Annotated in this window: 23 protein-coding genes and 1 tRNA gene; 14 read left to right on the top strand and 10 right to left on the bottom strand. The window is 65.2% G+C overall.

Going from position 1 to position 22843, the window contains the following annotated elements; genetic code table 11:
* Nucleotides 1-55 precede the first annotated feature (55 nt).
* Both ACERIM_RS03285 and ACERIM_RS03290 read left to right on the top strand, forming a co-directional pair.
* Nucleotides 56-1336, top strand: a complete 1281-nt coding sequence (locus tag ACERIM_RS03285) for a hypothetical protein (protein WP_373631213.1) — start codon at nt 56-58, stop codon at nt 1334-1336.
* Nucleotides 1336-2394: a glycosyltransferase family 2 protein gene (locus tag ACERIM_RS03290; RefSeq protein WP_373631215.1), complete on the top strand. Its 1059-nt coding sequence runs from the start codon at nt 1336-1338 to the stop codon at nt 2392-2394. The genes ACERIM_RS03285 and ACERIM_RS03290 overlap by 1 nt, the downstream gene beginning before the upstream one ends.
* Before the next feature lie 125 nt (nt 2395-2519).
* Here ACERIM_RS03290 and ACERIM_RS03295 read toward each other — a convergent pair whose 3' ends face one another.
* The 5 genes from ACERIM_RS03295 to glmM all read right to left on the bottom strand — a co-directional run bounded on the left by ACERIM_RS03295 (nt 2520) and on the right by glmM (nt 10264).
* Nucleotides 2520-4157 carry a flippase gene (locus ACERIM_RS03295; protein ID WP_373631216.1) on the bottom strand — a complete coding sequence of 546 codons (1638 nt, stop codon included), beginning with the start codon at nt 4155-4157 and terminating at the stop codon, nt 2520-2522.
* A gap of 192 nt (nt 4158-4349) precedes the next feature.
* Nucleotides 4350-5999, bottom strand: coding sequence for a right-handed parallel beta-helix repeat-containing protein (locus ACERIM_RS03300; protein ID WP_373631217.1), 1650 nt, complete (start codon nt 5997-5999; stop codon nt 4350-4352).
* A gap of 280 nt (nt 6000-6279) precedes the next feature.
* Nucleotides 6280-6954: a helix-turn-helix domain-containing protein gene (locus ACERIM_RS03305; RefSeq protein ID WP_006181242.1), complete on the bottom strand. Its 675-nt coding sequence runs from the start codon at nt 6952-6954 to the stop codon at nt 6280-6282.
* A 92-nt stretch (nt 6955-7046) separates the two neighbouring features.
* Nucleotides 7047-8729: an alkaline phosphatase family protein gene (locus tag ACERIM_RS03310; protein WP_373631219.1), complete on the bottom strand. Its 1683-nt coding sequence runs from the start codon at nt 8727-8729 to the stop codon at nt 7047-7049.
* A 197-nt stretch (nt 8730-8926) separates the two neighbouring features.
* Entirely contained in the window at nt 8927-10264 is a 1338-nt protein-coding gene (gene glmM / locus ACERIM_RS03315; RefSeq protein WP_373631220.1) for a phosphoglucosamine mutase, read from the bottom strand.
* 328 nt (nt 10265-10592) lie between these two features.
* On the opposite strand from glmM, the gene ACERIM_RS03320 reads away from it, so the two are divergent.
* Nucleotides 10593-11138: a cupin domain-containing protein gene (locus ACERIM_RS03320; protein ID WP_373631222.1), complete on the top strand. Its 546-nt coding sequence runs from the start codon at nt 10593-10595 to the stop codon at nt 11136-11138.
* A 103-nt stretch (nt 11139-11241) separates the two neighbouring features.
* Here ACERIM_RS03320 and ACERIM_RS03325 read toward each other — a convergent pair.
* The 5 genes from ACERIM_RS03325 to ACERIM_RS03345 form a co-directional block, all read right to left on the bottom strand.
* Nucleotides 11242-11344, bottom strand: a tRNA-Gln gene (locus ACERIM_RS03325).
* Between the two features lie 100 nt (nt 11345-11444).
* Nucleotides 11445-12194 carry an HNH endonuclease gene (locus tag ACERIM_RS03330; RefSeq protein ID WP_373631223.1) on the bottom strand — a complete coding sequence of 250 codons (750 nt, stop codon included), beginning with the start codon at nt 12192-12194 and terminating at the stop codon, nt 11445-11447.
* An 88-nt stretch (nt 12195-12282) separates the two neighbouring features.
* Complete coding sequence (locus ACERIM_RS03335; RefSeq protein ID WP_049964826.1) at nt 12283-13428, bottom strand: pyridoxal phosphate-dependent aminotransferase; 1146 nt, start codon at nt 13426-13428, stop codon at nt 12283-12285.
* The gene (ribH, locus tag ACERIM_RS03340; protein WP_006650286.1) at nt 13425-13847 is read right to left on the bottom strand and encodes a 6,7-dimethyl-8-ribityllumazine synthase; all 423 of its coding nucleotides are present in this window, start codon (nt 13845-13847) and stop codon (nt 13425-13427) included. The genes ACERIM_RS03335 and ribH overlap by 4 nt, the downstream gene beginning before the upstream one ends.
* 100 nt (nt 13848-13947) lie before the next feature.
* A complete protein-coding gene (locus ACERIM_RS03345; protein WP_373631225.1) occupies nt 13948-14781 on the bottom strand; it encodes a DUF4097 domain-containing protein in 834 nt (277 codons plus the stop codon).
* 147 nt (nt 14782-14928) lie between these two features.
* On the opposite strand from ACERIM_RS03345, the gene ACERIM_RS03350 reads away from it, so the two are divergent.
* From ACERIM_RS03350 to nuoK, 11 genes are all read left to right on the top strand, one after another.
* Nucleotides 14929-16131, top strand: coding sequence for a 5-(carboxyamino)imidazole ribonucleotide synthase (locus ACERIM_RS03350; protein WP_373631226.1), 1203 nt, complete (start codon nt 14929-14931; stop codon nt 16129-16131).
* 102 nt (nt 16132-16233) lie between these two features.
* Nucleotides 16234-16545: a hypothetical protein gene (locus tag ACERIM_RS03355; RefSeq protein ID WP_006650283.1), complete on the top strand. Its 312-nt coding sequence runs from the start codon at nt 16234-16236 to the stop codon at nt 16543-16545.
* A 52-nt stretch (nt 16546-16597) separates the two neighbouring features.
* Nucleotides 16598-17239, top strand: a complete 642-nt coding sequence (locus tag ACERIM_RS03360) for an AIR carboxylase family protein (RefSeq protein WP_373631228.1) — start codon at nt 16598-16600, stop codon at nt 17237-17239.
* Between the two features lie 274 nt (nt 17240-17513).
* Nucleotides 17514-17921 (top strand): NADH-quinone oxidoreductase subunit A, encoded by a 408-nt coding sequence (locus ACERIM_RS03365; protein WP_006650281.1) that lies wholly within the window; start codon nt 17514-17516, stop codon nt 17919-17921.
* The gene (locus ACERIM_RS03370; protein ID WP_006650280.1) at nt 17918-18625 is read left to right on the top strand and encodes an NADH-quinone oxidoreductase subunit B; all 708 of its coding nucleotides are present in this window, start codon (nt 17918-17920) and stop codon (nt 18623-18625) included. The genes ACERIM_RS03365 and ACERIM_RS03370 overlap by 4 nt, the downstream gene beginning before the upstream one ends.
* Nucleotides 18622-20277 carry an NADH-quinone oxidoreductase subunit D gene (locus ACERIM_RS03375; RefSeq protein WP_373631230.1) on the top strand — a complete coding sequence of 552 codons (1656 nt, stop codon included), beginning with the start codon at nt 18622-18624 and terminating at the stop codon, nt 20275-20277. The genes ACERIM_RS03370 and ACERIM_RS03375 overlap by 4 nt, the downstream gene beginning before the upstream one ends.
* Nucleotide 20278: 1 nt before the next feature.
* Entirely contained in the window at nt 20279-21376 is a 1098-nt protein-coding gene (locus ACERIM_RS03380) for a complex I subunit 1 family protein (RefSeq protein WP_006650278.1), read from the top strand.
* Nucleotides 21373-21834, top strand: a complete 462-nt coding sequence (locus ACERIM_RS03385) for an NADH-quinone oxidoreductase subunit I (RefSeq protein ID WP_006181257.1) — start codon at nt 21373-21375, stop codon at nt 21832-21834. The genes ACERIM_RS03380 and ACERIM_RS03385 overlap by 4 nt, the downstream gene beginning before the upstream one ends.
* 41 nt (nt 21835-21875) lie before the next feature.
* The gene (locus tag ACERIM_RS03390) at nt 21876-22148 is read left to right on the top strand and encodes an NADH-quinone oxidoreductase subunit J (protein ID WP_006650277.1); all 273 of its coding nucleotides are present in this window, start codon (nt 21876-21878) and stop codon (nt 22146-22148) included.
* Nucleotides 22145-22540: a hypothetical protein gene (locus tag ACERIM_RS03395; protein WP_373631233.1), complete on the top strand. Its 396-nt coding sequence runs from the start codon at nt 22145-22147 to the stop codon at nt 22538-22540. The genes ACERIM_RS03390 and ACERIM_RS03395 overlap by 4 nt, the downstream gene beginning before the upstream one ends.
* A complete protein-coding gene (nuoK, locus tag ACERIM_RS03400; protein ID WP_006181260.1) occupies nt 22537-22842 on the top strand; it encodes an NADH-quinone oxidoreductase subunit NuoK in 306 nt (101 codons plus the stop codon). Before ACERIM_RS03395 ends, nuoK begins: the two co-directional genes overlap by 4 nt.
* The last annotated feature ends 1 nt before the right edge of the window (nt 22843 follow it).

Below are 22843 nucleotides of genomic sequence, written 5' to 3' on the forward strand. Positions count from 1 at the left end.
GATGCCCGCACTAATAGCCGTATAAGCAAGGGCGAACGGTTCGTCGACGCGGTCGATGACGAACAGAAACCGCCGATCGTTCGTAACGACGGTTGCAGCGGCCGGAACGCTCGGCCTCGCCGGCTGTCTCTCGCGGATGCGGGAGTGGCGTGGCGCGGACGGCGAGCCGGCGACATCCCAGTCGAGCGACGGGAACGACGGCGACGAGGCCGGCGACCGACTGTCCCTTCCGGGGGACCCGATCGACCGCTTCGAGAATCTCGGCCGATGGACGCCGATGATCGACGCCGGGCAACTCGAGGCCGGGACGGCCGACCCGTACGTCGGCTCGCAGTCGGCCCACCTCACGGCCGCCGAGGATACCGAGTATGCAGCCGTCTACAGGACGATTCCGGACGGACTGGATCTGAGCGACAAGAGCCTCTCGCTTGCCGTCAGCTTCACCGGCCGCGAACAGCTGCACCTTACGCTCGAGTTGTTCGCACCGAACTCGCGCAACGTCCACGCCATGCAGCGTACGCTCGTCGGACCGACCGATCGATGGGTCCGGGTCGACTTCGGGACCGATCGAGTCGAGGGCCAGCCCGACCTGACCGACGTCCGGGAGGTACGGCTGATCGCCCGCCGTCGTGCCGACTCAACCGGCCCGATCGACTGTCGGGTCGACGACCTCCGTGCGGTCGACCGTCCCGAAACCGGCGCGGTCATGCTCCTGTTCGACGGCACGCTCGAAAGCCACTACACGGCCGCGTTCGAGCAGCTGCAGGCGTACGGCTTCGCGGGCGTCGAAGCGGTCATCCCGGAGGCCGTCGGCGAAACGGGACGGCTCACGAACGCTGCACTCTCCGAACTCGATGCCGCGGGCTGGGATATGGCTGCCCGGCCGCGAACCGGCGCGCGGTCCCTCGACGAGTTCCCGCCGGAAACACAGGACGAGCTGATTCGGGGGACGAAAGCGGCCCTCGAGAGCCGCGGCTTCGCGGACGGTGCGAAGCACTTCGTCACGCCGCGAAACGTCCTGGGCTCGACTGCCCGCGATCTCGTCCGGGAGTACCACGAGCAGGCGTTCCGGTTCGGTGGCGGTCCGAACGGGTTGCCGCTTACCGACCCACACAACGCGGGTTTCTTCGCCGGCGATGCCGGCGACGTGACGAAATCCTACGTCGACTTCGCCGCCGAGTACGGACAGCTCGCGGTCTTGCACTTCGAACACATCGGCGAGAACGGGATGAGCGAGCGCGCGTTCGCGGACCTGCTCGAGTACGTCGACACGCAAGACGTCGACGTCGTCACCGCGACCGACCTGCTGGAGAGGACGAGCGGAGGCGATCGCTGATGTACCGGGACGCGAGCGTCGGCGTCGTGTTGCCCGCCTACAACGAGGAGGGGTTCGTCGGTGACGTGATCCGCGAGATGCCCGCGTACGTCGATCGGATCTACGCGATCGACGATCGGTCGACGGACGGCACCTGGGACGAGATCCGCGAGGCTGCCCGGGCGGACGCGACCGCGGCCGAGCGCGGCGACGGCGAGACCGTCGATCGGCTCGTGGCCGACGGCGGTGCGTCCGCGCTCACGAACCGGGCGGCGGTCCACGACGCCATCGGCCGCGTCGTCCCGATCAAGCACACGGAAAACCGCGGTGCCGGCGGGGCGATCAAGACCGGCTATCTCGCCGCGCTCGCGGACGGCGTGGACGCGACGGTCACCGTCGACGCGGACGGGCAGATGGACCTCTCACAGATGCAGCGGCTCCTCGATCCGATCGTCGACGGTGGGGCCGACTACGCGAAGGGCAACCGGCTCCTGTCCCGGGAGTACCGGGACGCGATGCCACGATTTCGGTTCGTGGGCAACGCGGTTCTGACCTTCCTGACGAAGATCGCCTCCGGCTACTGGAAAACGATGGACCCCCAGAACGGATATACGGCGATCTCCCACGACGCCCTCGCGGCGATCGAGGTCGAGAACCTCTACGAGTACTACGGCTACTGCAACGATCTGCTGGTGAAGCTAAACGTCCACGGGATGCGCGTCGCCGACGTGGCGATGCCGGCCGTCTACGGCGACGAGGAGTCGAGTATTACGTATCGGCGGTACATTCCCAAGGTCTCGTCGATGTTGCTTCGCAACTTCCTGTGGCGGCTGAAAACGAAGTACCTCGTATTGGACTTCCACCCGCTCGCACTGTTTTACCTCTTCGGAGCGGCGACGGCGACGATCGGCGTCCTCGGCGTCGGCATGGTCGTTTCTGCCGCGCTCTCGAGTCCCGGCACACCGGCCGTCGGGAGCGTGACGAGCCTGCTGTTGTTCGTCGCCGGAACGGCGTTTCTCCTGCTGGCGATGGTGTTCGACATGGCCGAAAGCGACAGCCTCGAGACCCAGATCCAGTAACACCGGACACGCGCAGGATCGGGTACGTACGCAGCTGTCCGAAGTCTCGACGGCCCCGGTATCACGACAGTGATCGATTGGAAAGGGTAACCGGGCTCGAGAGTCCGTGGTACGTACCGACTTGGTCAGGGCGCGACGCTCCCGATCCCGGAGCCGAGTAGCCCCAGTGTGAGCCCCGAGACGAGCAGGGATAATCCGACGACGAACAGCAGACTGTGTAACCTGTTTTGCTCCCGTTGTTTCGTCCCGCCGGCCGCGAGCCAACCGCGTATTGCGTCCGCCTTCGCGCCGAGCGGGTCGGGGAACGTCGACAGCACCTCGAAGGGCTCGGCCGGATCGAGTGCGCCGACGAGCAGTGCGAACACGACGAAGATCACGAAGCCGGCGGGCGGAACGACCGCGAGTGCGAGCCACGGGTTCCCGATGACCGTCGAGAGGGTGACGATCGGGACGGCTGCGAGGACGGTCGCCAGTATCGAACGCCCGAGCCGGGCGTCCGAGAGGGGATCGAAGCCGACCAGTCGAGCGCTCCAACAGTGGAACAGAAACATCGATCCGTATCCGACGCTGGTCGCGACAGCGGCACCGTGCATTCCGAAGCGGGGGATCAGAGCGACGTTGAGGACGACGTTGATCACGGCCGCAACGCCGGTGGCCGCGACCGGATATCGGAGCATACCCTTCCCCTGTGAGATCGCCAGGATCGGGCGTGCAAGGGCAAAGCCGAGCGATCCGGGAAGTAACAGCAACAGGGGCGTGATCGCCGGCGTGGCATCCGCGCCGAAGTAGATCGGCACGGCGATATCAGCTAACGCTGCGAGACCGACCGCCATGACGGCCGTCAGCAAGAACGTGTACCGCGTCGTCCGGGACGCGAGATCCGAAATCTCCCGGAGCCGGTTTTGGGACCATAGTTCCGATGTCGAGTGGACGAACACCGTCTGAAGGGCCATCGGGATAAACCAGAGGAACTCGGCGAGCGTGAGCGCCGCCTTGTAGTTTCCGACCGCGGAACTCTCCGTGAACCGCTGGAGCATCACGATGTCGATGTGATAGAGCGACATCAACAGGAAGACCAGGGCGATGCTCATCGAGTTGAACGTGAGCATCTGTCTCCGGGGAAACCGCTCCGTCGGGCGACTGAAGAGACACGACAACGAGACCCGCTGATGGACGAGGGCTAACCCGATGGCGGCAACGAGCGTACTCGCGACCAACTGTCCTGCAAGCGCGCCGAACACCCCGGCACCGAGGTAAACCAGCGGCACTGCAACGACGACGAATCCGACCTTGTCGATGATCTTCAGCGGTTCCGAGTACCGCTCGAGGCCGAAGCCCATGAGCGTCTTCCGGGCGTAATCGCGGAACTGCGCCGTCACGACGAGTGCAGCGAGGACGTAGAAATAGCTCGTCAGTTCGGGTCCGAACGCCCGACTGACGAGTCCGACCCGCGTCGCAACCACTAGCAGGAGGGCCCCGAGGACCGAGAGCGAGATCGCCAGCCGCAGGTAGAAGCCGACGACGTGTTCGCTCCAGTTGGCCGCGGCGCGGTCCTCCGCGAGGAATTTCCGGACGCCGTCGGTGACGCCGGAGCTGACGAAGATCATGTAGATCGCGAAGACCGACAGCAAAAACGCGTACTCGCCGAAGGCCGCTGCACCGAGTAGCCGGTACAAAAGCGGCGTCGAGAGCGCAGTGACGACGAGAACGACTACTTTGGCACTGACGACCGAAACGACGCCGCTCGCGATACTCCTGTTCACGGTCTCCCCCCGGGACGGTCGACCGCCCCTCTCGCCAACGATCGGCCTCGGTCCGACGGAGTCACTGTAGCGAGACGGTGGCGACAGCGTGGCGTTATTATACGGGCGTTAAACGTGGCCAAGCGGCGGCATGGAACCGGAATCGCCGACCGGTAGCTGCCACCTCGCCGCGGCCCCGAACCCGGGCGCTCGTTACTGGTACGTGTTCTCCCAGGTCGTGACGCCGCTTGCACCGAGGTCGCGAATCCCGTCGACCAGCCGGTTCTTCTTGAACGTGGGGTTCGTCGACGAGGAGTAGAGACAGACGGCTTCGTGGCCACCCGATGACTCGAGCGTCGAGTCGCGAACGAGTGCGTCGGAACCGAGATCGACGAACGGATACTGACTGGCGCGGAGATCGCTCTGATAGACCGTCAGGTCCGCCCCCGTGTTGACGATGGCGTTTCGGTCCACCCCATCGCGCCCATGCTGGGCGACATCGACGTGGCTGAACCGACAGTTGTCGCGTTCACAGCGGATCCCGTCTCGGAAGCCGCTGGCGTCGCCCGCCTGCCCCGTGATCGTGAGGTATTCGGCGAGTACCTGCTCGGTCCTATCGCTGTCCCGAATCCAGAGCGGATAGCCGCCCGCGGTTTCGTGGGTGATCTCCGTCTCGACGATCGTCGCCTCCCCGCATTCGGGGGAGACGACGATGCCGTGGTTCACGTCCGACCCTTCGAGGTGCAGGCGGGTGTTGTCGATCCGTGCGCTCTCGCAGGTGTTCATCACCGAGATCGCGTGACTGGTCGGTTTGGGCGAGGTGATTTCCACGGCGGCACCGTGGATCTCGATGTTCCGTCCGCTTTCGATCCGGATGCCCCGCTGGGACACGTCTTCCGGACGCGTCGAATCGACTTCGACGGTCGGCCATCGGATCTCGCTGTCTCGGCCGCCGACGCGGACGTTCGCACCGTTGCTGTTCCGGAACCAGCCGCCGTTGACGATGATCGTCCCGTCACCGCCCGCGGCGTAGAGCCCGTTGTTCGGAAACCCGCCGAGCCAGCAGTGTCTGAACTCGAGCGTGCCCGCGTTCTGGTTCGCTTCGATCCCGATCGGGCCGCGCCAGCGGTTGCCCGCGTTCGGGGTGTTTTCCACCCACGCGCCGCCGTCCGGCGCTCGGAACCGCTCGACGATCCCCCGACCGTCGGGGTCGGTGACGTTGAACAGCCCCGGCCCCCACGTCCCGCTGTCGTGGAAGCCCCGAACCGTCACGTCACGCACCTCGAGGCGGTCGGACGCGTAGGCCTCGATCGTTCGGATTCCCGTCTCGGGAGCCGACTGATCGACGTCGAACCCCTCGAAGCGGAGGTGACCTCCGGGACTGTACGAGACGCCGAGGCGGAACAACCGATACTGTGGCCCGTCGAAGTCGTGGTAGTTCGCCGGAATCAGCGTCGCGTTCTCGCCGACGACGCCGAAGTTCTCGAACCCCGTGAACCTGAACTGTTCGTCCATGAAGTACTCCCCCTCCGGGAACACGAGTAGCGTGTCGTCACCCCGAAGCTCCTCGAGAACGGGCGTAATCGACTCGGTGCCCGTCGCGTCCGCCCCGGCCTCGGTCACGTCGACGACGGTCGCGTAGTCGTCGTAATACTGGCCGTACGGATCCGTCGATGCACTGACAGTCGACGTGAGTCCGACTCCGGCGACACACGCCGCGACCGCCCCTCCCAGGAACCGGCGACGCGAGCGTGTCCGTGAACTTACCTCCTCGAGGGATCGCCGACCGTCCTCCCTGGCGGCCGACCGAGAACGACGAGAACTGGTACGATTCGAGCGCTGCAGATCATTTCCATCCGACATTGAGAGTCACTCTTTCCTGAGTGATGATGGGGTCCAGTATCTATGGATTCGGATGGCAAGCTTTTAAGTTCGAGAGCCGATCACCCCGAACTGATCGCGAGAGTTGATAGTTAAGCGACAGTATCTGGCTACCCGAATATTTGTATCTTCGATTCGGGGCTTCGGAAATCCGACTGTCGATAAGGGCCGCTATTGGGCCTCTTTGAGGCGTATTCCGGTCGGCCATAGTGGACCCAATATCGTCTCCGATGTAAACTAGTGTCATTTTCTAACTAATTGTTCAACCGCAATCGTTCTCGAACGCTTCGGGCGGGCGGCCGTTTTCGATCGTGGCGCCGATCAGCGTCGAAATCGCGCGCCGAAGCCGCTGGGAGACCGCCGAATCCGAAACCCCGAGCCGTTCGGCGAGGTCGTCCTGTGTGACCCCGCGTGGCACCTCGAAATAGTCGTCGTAGTAGGCCATCATGAGGATCTCGTACTGTCGGTCGGTCAGGAAGTAGGTCCGGTCGTCCGAGACCGACGAATCGTACAGTTGGTTCACGCGAAACGAGATCCCACGGTCGCGACAGTGGGCGCGGAACGCGGACAGCGCGTCCCGGTCGGGAAGGGAAACCCGCGTGACCCAGCCGCCCTCGTCGCTCGCGATCGTGAAGACGAACAGCCCGGCCGCAGCACAGCGATCGGGCACGATCTCGAGGTCGGTATCGACGGCGACGCGATAGATCGCCCGATTGTCGAACGCGGCGACACGCGTCGGATTCGAGACGGTCGGATCGGCCGCCATCGCTTCCTCGAGGGGGGCATGTTCGTCGCTGAACGCGGAGACGAACTGCAGTCGTCGCTCGTCGACCGTCGTCTCGTACTCGTATCGGATCGGCACGCCGGAACAGCGCTCGATCGTCGGTACCAGCGGCAGATCGTCGTGGACGAGATGGACTTCTGCGATAACTCCCATTGCGATCCAGATATCGTATTCGGTCGTCGGGGCCGCCTGCCTATACTTATACTACGCATAAGCGGCTTGCAACGGCCCGAACCGTCAGCGACTCAGTTCATGTAGCCGAGGTCGGCCAACCGATCGGTTACCGCCTCGTCCGTCGCCGGCCGGGACTCGTCGTCCCGATCCGCGTACGCCGGATAGGTGGCCGACCCCACGGAGTCGACGACGGGAACGACGCTGCCGTCCATGCGGTCGCTGTAGGGGACTCCCATCGCGGCCATGATCGTCGGCGCGACGTCGAAGAGGTGGGCCCGCTCGAGCGAGGGACTCTCGTCGATCCCCTCGCCCGCCGCGACGAAGATCCCGTCGAGCTTGTGATTCCAGGGCTCGGCGGGACCGAAGTAGTCGCCGTCGGCCAACTGCTCGGAGAGCATGTGTTCGAAGTCGGCGGGGATCGTGACGATGTCGACCGTTTCCTCGATCTCGTCGCCGTGGAAGTACTGCTCGCGGGGCGCGACCGTCTCGAAGAACGGCTCCCCGTTCGGGGTTTCGATGGCCTGTAGCGCCCGGATGAGTTCCTCGCGCAGTTCCTCGTATTCCGACTGCGGAACGACGCCGTTCGGATCCCGCCCCTCGAGGTTGATGCGGACCCCGAGTTCGGTCCGCGCACGGACGTAAGCTGCCGATTCGGCGAAGTCGACCTGTTCGTTGGCCGTTCTGGAGACGCCGCCCGGAGCGTACTCGATGGCGACGTCGGCTAGCCCGACCCGCTCGAGCGCCGCTCTGATGCGGCGGGCGGTGATCCCGAACCGGGCGGCGATCGAGGCCGCGCGTGCGACCGTGCCCGGCTCCCAGGTGTCGACCGTCTCGCCCTCGCGGAGTCGCCGCCGCATCGGCGTCCACGACGGCATTCCCTTGCCGCCGGTGGTCGTCTCGAGGTAACCCATATCGCGCAGATACTCGTTGACCCGGAACTCGTAGCCCTCGTACTGGCCCATCCCGTGGTCGCTCACGAGGAAGACGCGGTCCGGGTCACAGGCCTCGAGGATCGCCCCGATCTGCTCGTCGGTCGTCTCGTAGACGCGATCGACGTGCCGTCGCTCCCCGCTGAACTCGTGAAAGACCGTGTCGGTCTTCTGGAACTGGACGAAGCCGAAGTCCGGGTCGTACTCGTCGACGAGGTAGCGAAACGCCCGACCGCGCATCCGGACGAGTGATCGGTACTCCTCGATCTTTGCGTCGTCGGACAGCGAGTCGTCGTCGCGCGTGTAGCTCGGGTACACGCGGTACTCGCCGATCGCGTCGCGGACGTCGTCTAAGAGTCCGGCGGGGTGACACGGCGGGTCCTCGGGGCCGAGGAATCCGGGGATCACCGCCCCGTCGAACTCGTCGGGCGGGTGGGTGACCGGCGCGTTGACGACGACGCTCGAGCGGCCGTGGCGATCCAACAGCGTCCACAGGGGATGCTCGCGGACGTCGTCGTTGCTCGTCACGTGCCAGTCGTAGCCGTCGTAGCTGACGAAGCCGACGACGCCGTGTTTCCCGGGATTGACACCCGTATAGATCGACGGCCAGGCGCTCGGCGTCCACGGGGGGATCTGCGACTCGAGGGGCGCAGTCACCCCCTCGGTGCAGAGCCGTTCGATGGTCGGTATCCGATCGGCCTCGAACAATCGCTCGAAAACCGGAAGACACCCAGCATCGATACCGATGAGCAGCGTCTCCAGCCCGGTCGATTCGGCCTCGGTACTCCCTGCTGTCGCGTCGTCGCGGCGAAACGTCCGAGTCATCGGCTCAATTATCCCTCATTGTCACGTTCGTGTTCGCTCGACTGCTGCGGACATCCCACCGCAGCATCGTTGTTCGTTCCACCACGTCTCTATCCGGCAACGTCGCAGACGGATCACTTCATTATCACTCCGTTAAACACGCTCTCGGCCTCGAGAACGGCCGATAGACGCACTCGCGACCAGCACGAGATCGCCGCTCACGGTCGGAGTCCCGACACGGTCGTGATCGCGCTCTCGAGGAGTCCGATACCGTCCGCTTCCAGTTGTTCGGCTCGAAACTCGTCCCGTGCCTCGGCCGTGAGCCGGATGATCGGTTCGGTTCCGCTCGCCCGAAGAAGCAGCCAGCCGTCGTCGACACCGACGTAGACGCCATCGAGCAGATCGACGTCGTCGTACCGATCCCGGGCGTCCTCGCGAACCCGGTCCATCACGGCCCGTTTCTCGTCGACCCTGACGGACGTACGACGGATTGGATACGTCTCGACGCCGTCGACGAGCGACGAGAGCGGTCCCCGCGCGGCGACGAGTTCGACGAGTTTGCACGCCGCGAGCGGCCCGTCCGGACACGGCGTTTCGGCCGGCCAGATCCACGCGCCGCTGGGTTCGCCGCCGAAGACGACCCCCGGTTGCACAGCGCGTTCCGCCACTGCGCCGTCACCGACCCGCGTTCGGGTCACAGAGGCACCGGTCCTCGAGAGCGCGTCGTCGACGGCCCTGCTCGTCCCCACCGGCACGGCGACCGTGTCGCCCGCGGTTGCAGCCTCGCGTGCGAACAGGGCGAGGAGGACGTCTTTCGGGACGAACGTTCCGGTCTCGTCGACGGCTACCATCCGGTCGGCATCGCCGTCATGTGCAATGCCGAGGCTCGCGGCCGTCGTCGCCACGACCGACGACAGGTCGCCGAGCGTCTCCCGCGTCGGCTCGCTCGGCCTGCCCGGAAAGCGCCCGTCCCGTTGCCCGTTCAGCGTCACGACGTCACAGCCGAGATCCGCGAGTACGCGGGCGGTGATCCCCCCGGTCCCGTTTCCGATATCGACGACGACGCTCGGTGGATCGTCGATCGACACGGACTCGGCCACCGCCGTCGCATGTCGCTCGAGCGCGCCCTCGAGCGATTCGAGCGACCCGTGTCCGTCCCAGGGGCGGAGGTCGTACTCGTCGGTTTCGACGCGCGTCGCGATCGCCTTGCGTTGCTCGAGATCGAAGGCGGTCCCGGAGGCAGCCCGAAGTTTGATCCCGTTGTCCGACGCGGGATTGTGCGAGGCCGTGACGATGAGACCCGCGTCCGCGTCGGTTCGCTGGACCGCCCGGGCGACCGTTGGCGTCGGCACGATGCCGGCCTCGAGAACGTCCGCGCCACACTCCCGTACCCCGGCGATCAGCGCATCGGTTAGGACCGCGCCGCTCTCCCGGGCGTCTCGTCCGACGACGACGCGATCGTAGCCCTCGGAGGCCACGGCACGACCGACCGAGAGCGCGAGTGCAGCCGTCATCTCTTCACCGACCGGTCCACGGATTCCGCTCGTTCCGAACATATCCTCTCTCCTCGAGGACGCGAGGATTACTATGGAGTTGTTAGCGCCGGCCGCTCGGCCATTGCGGATCGGAGTCCGTGACCGGAGCGGTCTCCCGGATGTGCTGTCCGTCCGGTCGGCGGTATTCGATCGGGTTTCGTTCAGTACGGTTGCCCTGACCGGCCAGTCCTACTCGAGAGCGCGCAGGTCGGCGTCGGTCTCCATCTGGAGCGACACCTCGCTCTGTTACACGACAGTAGAACACGCCATCACCGTTTACGAACGGCGCTCACGACGATTGATGACGGGGCATAAGAACAATACCGTTCGCGTCGTTTGACACCTAGTCATGGATCAGAAAGACGACTCGGAGCTAACACCGGAAGACCTTGCCCACAAGCACCTCCCCGAGCAAACGATGTACAAGGTTCAGACGCCGGCGGCGCACGGCGCGGATTCCGAGGCCGTACGGCATTCGCCACTGATCATCAGGACGAACGAGTTCCGACTCCTCTACTTCGAACTCGAGCCATCCGGACGGATCGACTGGCACACGCACGTTCCCGGACTCGATGAAGTGAACCTGTGTCTCGAGGGGCGAGCCAAGTACACACTCGAACGCGAAGACGGGAGCCATCAAGTCATAGAAATCGGCCCGATGGAGTTCGTCTACGTCCCCGGAGGCGCCCGGCACAAGATCGAAGTGATCGGCGAGCAGGCCCACAGGTCGCTGTCGGCTGCCAAATTCGATACCGCCGCCAGACTGGAGGCCCTCAAGGACGAGTCGGGAACGGAGAACACGGATGCTGACGATCCCGAGTGGCAGGACGCGCTCTTCGTCGATCGAAAACGTGACGAGGTGGTCGCCAAAGACGAGACGCTTGTCTCGAAATAGCCGACCCCGGCGTTCAGTTGTTTATCCTCACTCTACCGGAGATCTCAGAACGGGTTCGAACCGCCGGGATACTCACGTCTCACGGGTTTGGTCGGCGCAAAAGTAGTCCCGGGCGGATTCGAACCGCCGTCATGGGCTTGCTTCCGTGACGGAACGAACCGAACACGTCCAAAGGCCCATATGATTGGCCACTACACCACGGGACTCCTTGTTTCACTCGTCGTCCCGTGTCGTTCGCAAATCCATCGGATTTGCTCACCACCACGGGACTTCACTTCCGGCATACGAAACCGCCGCACAATAGTGTTACTTTTCGCCGGCGGACGAAACGGCTATTTGACCGTCTTCGGCGCGTCGGTGACAGCTCCGACAGAGCGTCACCACGTTCTCCAGTACGTGTGCGTCCTCGGGGTCCTCGAACGACCGAACGGGCTCGAGGTGATGCACGTCCGGGTTTCGGTCGAGTTCCGCCGCCTCAACGCCACAGTGTTGGCACTCGTAATCGTCTCGCTCGAGCGCCTGCCGTCGAACCTGCCACCACGACCGGCCGTATTCGATCGGCCCGCCCTCCCACTGGTGGTGGGCCGGGCCGACGACGTTCGCCGACAGCCAGTCGCCGTAGCACGAGAGCGTACAGAAGAACCCTCGTTCCTGCTCGTCGATCCGTGCCGGTCGCACCTCGAGGTCGTCGCCACACGACTGACAACCGACTGTTACTCGCTCCGCTTTTACCGACGGATTGTCCGGGAGCAGCCCCTCAGCAGCTTCGACGCAGTCCGAACAGTAGACGCCCGGTTTGTCGGACGGATAGTATTCGAACGTCGACCCACAGCGCGTGCAGTCGGTCAGTTCCGTCGCGTCGCGCCAGTTCCCGTTGTGTTCGCCGGCGTTCGGATCGCAGTCGTCGCAGTACTCACGACGTGCTTTCGGATCGTAGAACGCGAGCCCGCAGCCGCTGCACGTCCGATTCGGAAGCGGGTCGCCGTGTACCTTCGTGTGGTGCTGGCGCATCCCCCGTTCGGTCGACAGGGACTTCCCACACGTCGGACAGTCCATACGGGGCGTGGCCGCGCCTTCGGATATAAACCCGCGGCCGATGACGATCGACAGAAAACGAGTCGCAGTATCGAGATCTCGAGAAGCGCTACAGGTAGCCTTCCTCTGCCAGCCGCTCGATACCCTCCTCGAGCCGTTCCTCGCTCGCGGCGTAGGAAATCCGCGCGTAGCCGGGCGTGCCGAAGGCGCTGCCGGGGACCGTAGCGACGTGGGCGTCCTCGATCGCGCCCTCGCACCACGCTTGATCGTCCTCGTCGACCGGCAGCATCATGTAGAACGCCCCCTCGGGTTCGGCGACGTCGACGCCGTGGTCGTCGAGCAGGTCGATGACGAGGTCGCGCCGGTCCTCGAAGGCGTCGACCATCTCGGCGACCGGCTCCTCGGTCTCGAGGGCCTCGAGGCCGGCGTGCTGGACGAAGTTCACGGCCGAGGAGACCGAATGGCTGTGGAGCTTGCCGGCCTGGTCGATCAGCTCCTCGGGGCCGGCGAAGTAGCCGAGCCGCCAGCCGGTCATCGAGTAGGCTTTCGAGAAGCCGTTGACGGTGACTGTGCGGTCGGCCATCCCCTCGAGGGTGCCGAGGCTCGTCGGTTCGACGCCGTAGGTGATCTCCTTGTAGATCTCGTCGGAGATGACGGTGATATCGTGTTCGACGGCGAGATCGCGAACGCCCTCGAGCGCGGCGTCGGAGTAGACCGCGCCGGTGGGGTTCGAGGGGGAGTTGACGACGAGCAGTTCGGTCTCGTCGGAGACGGCGGCCGCGAGATCGTCGAGGGCGGGCTCGAGCTGGAAGTCGGTTTCGGCGAGGTCGACGCGGGTGAGGTCGCCGCCGGCCATCTTGACCATGGCCTCGTAGGAAACCCACGCGGGGTCTAACAGGACGACCTCGTCGCCGTCCTCGACGAGCGCCTGGACGATCTCGTACAGCGCCTGCTTCGCGCCGGGCGTGACGATGATCTCGTCGGTCGTGTGTTCGAGGCCGTCGGCGGCCAGCTTGTCGGCGATCGCTTCGCGCAGTTCGAGGATGCCGGCGGAGGTGGTGTAGCCGGTGTGGCCGGCGTCCATCGCTGCCTTCCCCGCCTCGACGATGTTCTCGGGCGTGGGGAAGTCGGGTTCGCCGACCGAGAGGTCGACGACGTCTGCGCCCTCGTTCTCGAGTTCGGTCGCGAGTGCGGAGATGGCAAGCGTTGCGGACGGTTCGACTCGGGATACGCGGTCGGTGAATTCCATCGTCATTGTTGGGAATCGGAAGCCGGTAGTTCGTCGACGAGATCGAGCGCCCCCTCGACGGCTGTGGCCGCGTTCTCGACGCGTTCGCGGGCCTCCGCGGCGGACATTCCTGGCCCGGTCACGCCGAGGGTCACGGGCGTGTCACGCTCGAGACTCACGTCGGAGAGTCGCTGGGCGGTGGCGTCGGTGATCACCTGATCGTGGTCCGTGTCACCGGTGATGACGGTGCCGACGACGGCGACGGCGTCGACGGCATCGCGGCGCGCGAGCCGGTCGGCTGCAAGCGGCGCGTCGTACGCGCCGGGGACCTGGACCGTCTCGTACACCTCGGCACCAGCGGCGGTGGCCGCCTCGAGGGCCTCCTGCTCCATCTGCTCGGTGATCGGGCGGTTAAACTGCGCGACCACCAGTCCGAGCGTGATCATACGCGAGCGGTAGGGAGGGCGGGTAAAAGAGGTACCGTTCTCCGGCGGTCGACGGGGCCGCCCAATGGCGAACGGAGCCGCCGCGACGGCGGCTGCGTGACTAGTCGTCGGCCTCGCGTTGCACCGTCACGGAGCCGTTGGTCGTCTCGAGACGGAGCCGCCGGCTGCCGTCGCCGAGCGTTACCGTCGCGTCGTCCCCGTCGTCGGCCGTCACGCCGTCGAACCCCTCGAACGACACTTCACCGTTCGTCGCCGATGCGGTGACGGTCGCGTCGATCGACGGCGGGGTACGGACGGTGATCGAATCGTTGGTGGTCTCGGCGGTCAAGTCCCCGCCGTCCGCTACGAGGGTTACGTCGATGTCGCCGTTAGTCGTCTCCGCCAGAACGTCGCCGCTGACCTCGGAGACCGTTATCGAACCGTTGGTGTTTTCGCTGGTCAGATCACCGTCGACCCCTTCGATGTCGATATCGCCGTTGGTCGTCTCAGCGACCACCTCGCCGGTCGCGTCCCGGACGGTGACGTCGCCGTTGGTCGTCTCGCCTCCGATCACGCCCACCTCGGCCGGCACCGTCGCCTCGAGGTCGAATTTCGGATCGGGACCGATCAGGAACGGGACGTCCTCGCTGGCGGTCTCGACCGTGAGTCGGTCGTCGCTCCGCTTGGACTCGAGGGTCAGCGACTCGAGGGTTCCCTCGGTAGGGGCGGCCTTGTGGCCGCGGATCTCGAGCGCGGTCGCGTCGTCCGCGGCTCCCTCGACGGTGACCGAGCCGTTCTCGGTGTCGAGCGACACCTCGCGTATCCCTTCGGTGTCGAACGTTTCGGTGACGGTTTCCGTTTCCCCTCGACCGGTCGCGAGACAGCCCGCGAGCGACGCGAGCGCGCCGAGGCCGCCCCCGGCGAGTACCCGGCGTCGGGAGACTCGTCGTTGCATGTTCGTGTCTGTGGGTTGCCAGCTCGATATATACTCCCTTCGGGTTTCCGACCCGGGTGTTCTCCCCGAGGGTTTTTATACGAGAACGGACCCGCGAGCGGTGGTGTTTGAGAATTCTTAAGCGCGGGCGACGAGAATCGGGGCGTAATGACGACGCTTCGAACGCCGGGTCCAACGGTCGGCGTGGTCGGTGGAGGACAGCTCGGGCGAATGCTCGCCGAGGCGGCCGCGCCGCTGGGCGTCGAGGTGATCGTCCTCGATCCGACGCCGGACTGTCCGGCGGCACCCGTGGCCCGCGAGCAGATCGTCGCCGAGTTCGACGACGAGGCGGCGATCCGCGACCTCGCGACGCGGGCCGATGTCCTCACGTTCGAGATCGAACTGGCCGACCAGCAGGTCCTCGACCGCGTCAGCGAGGAGACGGGGACCCCCGTCCACCCCGACCCCGCGACGCTCGAGACGATCCACGACAAACTCGTCCAGAAACGCGAACTCGAGGCCGCAGGCGTCCCGGTCCCGCCGTTCCGCGCGGTCTCCGACGCCGATGACGTCCGAGCGGCGATCGACGACTACGGCGCGCCGGTGATGCTCAAAGCCCGGACCGGTGGCTACGACGGCCGAGGGAACGTCCCCGTCGAGTCGAAATCAGAGGCAGAAGACGCCCTCGAGTCGGTCGCCGGCCCCGCGATGGTCGAATCGTTCGTCGACTTCGAGCGCGAGGTCTCGGTCATCGCGGTCAAGGGAGCCGCCGAACGGAGTTCGGCGAATCGCGAGGACGGACCTCGCAACGACAACGAAATCGCGACGTTCCCGATCGGCGAGAACGTCCACGAGGCGGAGATCCTTCGGGAGACGATCGTCCCCGCGCGATCGAGCGAGGCCGTCACCGAACGCGCCCACGCGATCGCGCGCGACGTACTCGAGGTGATGGACGGGCGAGGCGTCTACGGGATCGAATTTTTCGAAGCTTCGGACGGCGAGGTCCTGCTCAACGAGATCGCCCCGCGCCCGCACAACTCCGGCCACTGGACGATCGAGGGCGCACAGACCTCGCAGTTCGAACAACACGTCCGGGCCGTGCTGGGCTGGCCGCTGGGCTCGACCGCGCTGCGCTCGCCGACCGTGATGACGAACCTGCTCGGCGACGTAGAGGAGGAACGGCCCGCGCAACTGAGCGACCTCGACGAGATCCTCGAGACGCCCGGTGCGAACCTCCACTGGTACGGGAAACGGGAGGCCAGACCGCTCCGGAAGATGGGACACGTGACGGTGACCGGACGGGACGACGAGGGCGTCGACGAATTGCTGGAGCGGGCGGTGTCACTCCGCGAGTCCGTCACGTTCGAATAGCGACGCCACGCGGAATCGTTACGAACGTGTTCGCCCGAAACGACGGTCTCGAGCGCCGTACCGTAGAAAGCGTTTTACCGATCGCTCTGTTATTGCGTGGACATGATAGATAGCGAACGCGTCTTCGAGCGGCTTTCGGAGGGCCGCGGATCGGGCATCGACCTCGATCCCGAGCCGACGAGAGCGGACCTCCGTGATGTCGTCCAGGCGTTCAAAGCCGACGGGCTGTGTGGCCGGCGGGTCGCCGAGCAACGGCTCGTCCCGTACTTCATCGCAAACGACGGCTACGGGCAGCGCGAACTGAGCCTTCTCGAAGACGTCCTGGCCGAGGAGTACGAGGGGACCGATCTCTGCCTTCGCACGCGTCGCTCCGAGTGTAGCCGGCTCCGCGGCGGCTGTAAGGGGTCGCGCTGACACGGACCGCGAAGCCGTTCCTTTCATTGCGGCTGGGACGAAACCCCGGCGTATGACCGCATCGGCAGTCGAGGACCTAATCGACCGGCTACACGAGGAAGCGACCCAGGATCGACCGACTGCGGAGACGCCCGACGTGGGAATCGTCATGGGCAGCGATTCCGACCTCGAGACGATGATGACCGGCGGGAAGCGCCGAGGGGCCTACGATGCCTTCGTCGAGGAACTCGGGTTCGCCGAGCAGACCGACTTCGAGAGCCCACCCGACGAGCGGTTTACCTTCGAGACCTACGTCACCTCGGCCCACCGGACGCCGGACTTAATGACGGCTTACGCCGAGACGGCCGAGGAGCGCGGGCTCGAGGTGATCATCGCCGGGGCCGGCGGGAAGTCGGCGGACCTCCCGAACATGACCGCCTCCATCGCGTACCCGCTGCCGGTGATCGGCGTTCCGGTCCAGGAGAAGTCCGTCGACAGCGTCATCGGGATGCCGACGGGCGCGCCGTTGGTCGCGGTCGACGCCGGGAAGTCGTTCAACGCCGCGCTCTCGGCCGCCCAGATCCTCGCCCGGCAACACGACGCGGTCCGCGATCGGCTGGTCGCCTACCACGAGGACCTGCGGGCGGGCGTCGGCAACGTCTCTCGAGACCTCCACGACCGGGGGACGCCGGCGTTCCGGGATCGAGAGGAGTAGTCGCCGTCGCCTGCCGACGGCAGTGACCGTTCGGTCATCCGAACGGATTCGGCAGGAAGATATTACCGCCATAGCGCCGTTAAACCGGCCGTTTTCGGCCGTGAGTAATAGCCTGTTACCGGTTCGTTCGCTATTCATAGGGACACATATAGTATAAGGTGATTAATTACGAGGGTTCCGCGTTCGCTGAAGTCGCGTCTCGGCCCGTGTTTCCCCGAAAAACGAAGAATCAACCCTTATGTGCGTGCGGTTTGAAGCCCCGAACGTTACGGAGATGAATGATTGGATCGCCATCGGGGCGCTGGCACTCGTCGGGGTACTGATACCGCTCGGGATGATGTCGGTATCGTCTCTCCTGCGACCCACCGTGCCCGAAACGAGCAAACGCGCCACCTACGAGAGTGGCGAGATTCCGACCGGCGGCACGCGCATCCGGTTCAACATTCAGTACTACATGGTTGCGCTTCTGTTCGTCGTCTTCGATATCGAGACCGTCCTGTTGTTCCCGTGGGCGGTTGCCTACCAGGATGCCCTCGCGTCGCCGGAAATCTCGCTCGTCCGCGCGCTCGGACCGATGCTGCTGTTCGTCGGTATCCTGCTGGTCGGACTCGCGTGGGCGTGGCGCACAGGCGCAGTACAGTGGGCCCGGACGGCCGAACAACTGAAGGCTGACAGACAATGAGCAGCGACCAACCACGCCAGTCGATCTACGACAGCACCGCACCGTCGACGGACACCCGCGACTCGCGGATCGGTGAGGGTGCCGACGACCGCTTCAACTCCAAGCTTCGGGAGGCCTTCGGCTCCACGCCGTTCATCCTCACGAAGTTCGACAAGTTCATGAACTGGGTGCGGGGCAACTCCATGTTCATGCTCCAGTTCGGGATCGCGTGTTGCAGCATCGAGATGATGCACACCTACGCGATCAAACACGACCTGGACCGCTTCGGGGCCGGCGTGCCGCGGGCCTCGCCCCGACAGGCCGACGTGATGATCGTCCCCGGGACGATCGTCTCGAAGTTCGGCCCCCGAATGAAGCGGGTCTACGACCAGATGCCCGAACCCAAGTTCGTCGTCGGCATGGGCTCGTGTACCATCTCCGGGGGCCCCTTCCAGGAGGGGTACAACGTCGTCAAGGGCGCCGAGGAGATCATCCCCATCGACATCCACGTCCCCGGCTGCCCGCCCCGGCCGGAGGCGCTCGTCTACGGCATCGCGAAGCTCCAGGAACGGATCCGCAACGGCGAGTCCACGCCCGTCGTGGTCAAGCCCTACGAACTCGAGGAGTTCGGCGACCTGCCACAGGACGAACTCGTCCAGAAACTCGCCGACGACATCGACGAGGAGGATCTGGTCATGCGTTACAACTGGGCTGATTCGCCATGAGTACGGGACTCGAGCGCGGCCCGGCGATCGAGGTATCGGAGGACGACCTTGAGGCGCTGATCGGCGATCGCGCGCTCGCGCGCGACGACCACCTGAACGCGCCGGGGTTCGTCGTCCGGCCGGACGACGTCCAATCGGTCCTCTCGGACCTGCGTGACGAGGCCGGCTTCGACCACCTCGCGAACCTCACGGCCCAGCAGTACGCCGACCGGTACGAGTCGATCTACCACCTCCGGAAGTACGCCGACCCGACCCAGGAGGTGTCGGTCGTCGTGCCGACGACCACCGACGACCCGGTCAGCCAGACCGCCGAACCGGTCTTTCGCACCGCCGACTGGCACGAGCGGGAGGCCTTCGACCTCGTCGGGATCGACTACGAGGGCCACCCCGATCCGCGACGGATCCTCCTGCCCGAGACCTGGCAGGGCCATCCGCTCTCCGAGGACTACAACCAGGAGAAGCCGCAGTTGGTGACCCTGAGCGAACACGCCAACCCGGTCCAGCCGGACCACCACGACGACGAGTCGGACACGATGTTTCTCAACATCGGTCCCCACCACCCGGCGACCCACGGGGTCCTCCACATCGAGACGGTCCTGGACGGCGAGACGGTCGTCGACGTCGACCCCGACATCGGCTACCTGCACCGCTGCGAGGAGCAGATGTGCCAGCAGGGGACCTACCGGCATCAGATCATGCCCTACCCCGACCGCTGGGACTACGTCTCGGCCGGCCTCCTCAACGAGTGGGCCTACGCGCGCACGGCCGAGGACCTCGCGGACATCGACGTCCCCGAGTACGCACAGGTCATCCGGACGATGGGCGCGGAGCTGTGCCGGATCGCCTCGCACATGCTCGCGCTCGCGACCTTCGCACTCGACGTCTACGGCGACTTCACCGCCATCTTCCAGTACGGCATGCGCGACCGCGAGGTCGTCCAGGACATCCTCGAGGATCTGACCGGCCAGCGGCTCATGTTCAACTACTTCCGGTTGGGCGGGGTCGCCTGGGACCTGCCAGAACCCCGCGAGGAGTTCATCGAAAAGACCCGCGACTTCCTCGACGGACTGCCCGCGAAGGTCGACGAGTACCACGACCTGCTGACCGGCAACGAGATCTTCCAGGTCCGGACCCACGACACCGGAATCCTGGAACCGGAAGTGGCCAAACAGTACGGCTGTACCGGCCCTGTCGCCCGCGGCTCCGGCATCGACTACGACCTCCGCCGGGACGACCCCTACGGCTACTACGACAACCTCGAGTGGGACGTCGTCACCGAGGACGGCTGTGACAACTACTCTCGGGTCCTCGTTCGCATGCAGGAGGTCGAGGAGTCCGCGAAGATCATCGAGCAGTGTCTCGACCTGCTCGAGGACTGGCCGGAGGACGAACGCACTGTCCAGAGTAACGTGCCGCGGACGCTGAAGCCGGACGCGGACACGGAAATCTATCGCAGCGTCGAGGGCGCGAAGGGAGAACTCGGGATCTACATCCGCTCGGACGGGACCGACAAGCCGGGCCGGTTCAAGATCCGGAGTCCGTGTTTCCACAACCTCTCGGCGCTGCCCGAGATGTCCGAAGGCGAGTACATCCCGGACCTGATCGCGTCGCTTGGCAGCCTCGATATCGTCCTCGGGGAGGTGGACCGCTAGTATGCCCGGCACACAGACAGCGACCGCGACGCCGGCGCTGCCGCTGCAGGACACGGTCTTGCTCCCCGAACGGATCGGCGAGCTGACCGGCCTTGACGGATTCGGGCTCGGCGGCGAGTTGCTCGCGGCCTTCCTCGCGGCCTTCCTCATCGGGAACCTGATGCTGGCGATGACCGGCGTCGCGGGGCCGTGGGCGAAGCGAAAGATCACCGCCGCATTCACCGACCGGATCGCGGTCAACCGGCTCGGGCCGGCCGGCCTCTTCATCATCGTCGCCGACGCCGTCCGGCTCCTGTCGAAGGAACTGGTCATCCCGGAGAACGCCGACCGCCCGGCCTACGACCTCGCGCCGATCGTCGTCGCGTCGTCGGCGCTTTTGGGCTTTGCCGTCATCCCGATGGGTAACGGGATCCACCTCGCGGACCCCGAAGTCGGACTGGCGTACGTCTTCGCCGTCTCGGGGATCGCGAGTCTGGGCCTGGTGATGGCCGGCTACGCGTCGGCGAACAAGTACTCGATGCTCGGCGGGCTCCGGGCGGTGGCACAGAACGTCGCCTACGAGATCCCGCTGGTCATCACCGGGATGTCGGTCGTGATCTTTTCCGGGTCGCTGCAGATGGGGACGATCGTCGCCGAGCAACACGAAACGCTCGTGACGATCGCCGGGATCGACATCCCGACGTGGTACGCGCTGATCAACCCCTTCGCGTTCGTCCTCTTTCTGGTGGCGAACTTCGCGGAGGTCGGTCGCAACCCCTTCGACACGCCGGAGGCACCGACCGAGATCGTCGCCGGCTACCAGACCGAGTACTCCTCGGTCTACTTCGTGCTGATCTACCTCGGGGAGTTCCTCCACATCTTCCTCGGCGGGGCGATCATCGCGACGATCTTCCTCGGCGGCCCGGCCGGCCCCGTCCTGCCGGGCATCGTCTGGTTCATCATCAAGATCTGGGCGGTGTTCTTCGCGACCCAGTGGCTGCGCTCGGCGGTGCCACGGGTTCGAATCGACCAACTGATCGAGATCGGCTGGAAGGGCCTGCTCGTGTTGGCCTTCGCCAATCTCGTCTTGACCGCGGTAATCGTGGGGCTGATAGCATGATCGGGATACTCAAATCGATGGCAACGACGATGAAACACGCACTGGACGGCTCCACATTCACGGTGGAGTACCCGGAGACCGCACCGGACGTCTCGCCGCGCTTTCGCGGCGTCCACAAGTTCAGTCAGGAGCGGTGTATCTGGTGTCGCCAGTGTGAGAACGTCTGTCCGAACGACACGATTCAGATCGTGACGAACGATCAGCGACAGGGCGAACAGTACAACCTCCATATCGGACAGTGTATCTACTGTCGGCTCTGTGAGGAAGTCTGCCCCGTCGACGCCATCCTCCTGACGGAGAACTTCGAGTTCACCGCGGACACGAAACACGACTTCGTCTACAACAAAGAGCAGTTGAAGGCCGTCCCGTGGTACAAGGACATCGACCCGCTCGCCTCCCGCGAACCCGATCGCGGCGCGTGGGTCGGTGAAGGCGAGGGGGAGGTCGACTACCAGTAACGGGTCCGCCCGTCCCGTAAACGGGCACTATCAACACAACCATGAACTACGAGCTGATCGCGTTCGCGCTGTTCGCCGGGGTGACGCTGGCCAGCGCGGTGGGTGTCGTGCTCATGCAGGACCCGTGGCATTCGGCGCTCCTGCTGGGCGTGGCGCTGCTCAGCGTGGCGGTCCACTACGTGATGCTGGCGGCCGAGTTCGTCGCCATGATGCAGGTCCTCGTCTACGTCGGCGGGGTCCTCGTCCTCATCACGTTCGCCGTCATGCTGACCCAGCGCGACGACACCGAGACGGACGAGGTGGTACAGGCATGACGACCGGCCCGAAACTCCGACTCGGAAAGACGCTGGTCCCGGGGCTACTCGCCGTCGGACTGTTCGCCGTGATGGCGTTGATTACACTCAACGCCTCGTTCGGCGGCATGGAAGGGTTCCCCGAGGGGATCTCGGTTACGGCCGAACTCGGCTACGCACTCTTCGGCTACGACGAACTGCAAACGGTCGGCGGGACCGAACCGTTCCTCGCCGCCGTCTTGCTCGTCGCCGTCGCGCTCGACGCCGCGCTCGACGCCTCGCTCGTCCTCGCGAAACGCGAGGAGGGCGGCGAACCCGTGTCCGCGCTCTCGAGTGCGGACGAGGCCTCGAGCGAGACGCCGGAGCCGGCCGTCGCCGACGGTGGCACGGAGACCGGAGGTGACGACCGATGACCGTCGACGTACAGTACTACGTGCTGTTGTCGATGGCGGTGTTCTGTATCGGTCTTTTCGGCGTCCTGACGCGTCGTAACGCACTGTTGTTCCTGATGTCCGTCGAGTTGATGCTGAATGCGGCCAACATCAACTTGATCGCGTTCGCGTTCTATCACGGCAACCTCACTGGCCAGCTGTTCGCGCTGTTTACGATGGCGCTGGCCGCTGCCGAGGTGGCCGTCGGGCTCGGGATCATTCTGGTGCTGTATCGCAACTTCCGTGACGTCGACGTCACGGTACCGACGACGATGAGGTGGTAAG

Source organism: Natrinema sp. H-ect1 (assembly GCF_041821105.1).
GTDB classification, from domain to species: domain Archaea; phylum Halobacteriota; class Halobacteria; order Halobacteriales; family Natrialbaceae; genus Natrinema; species Natrinema thermotolerans.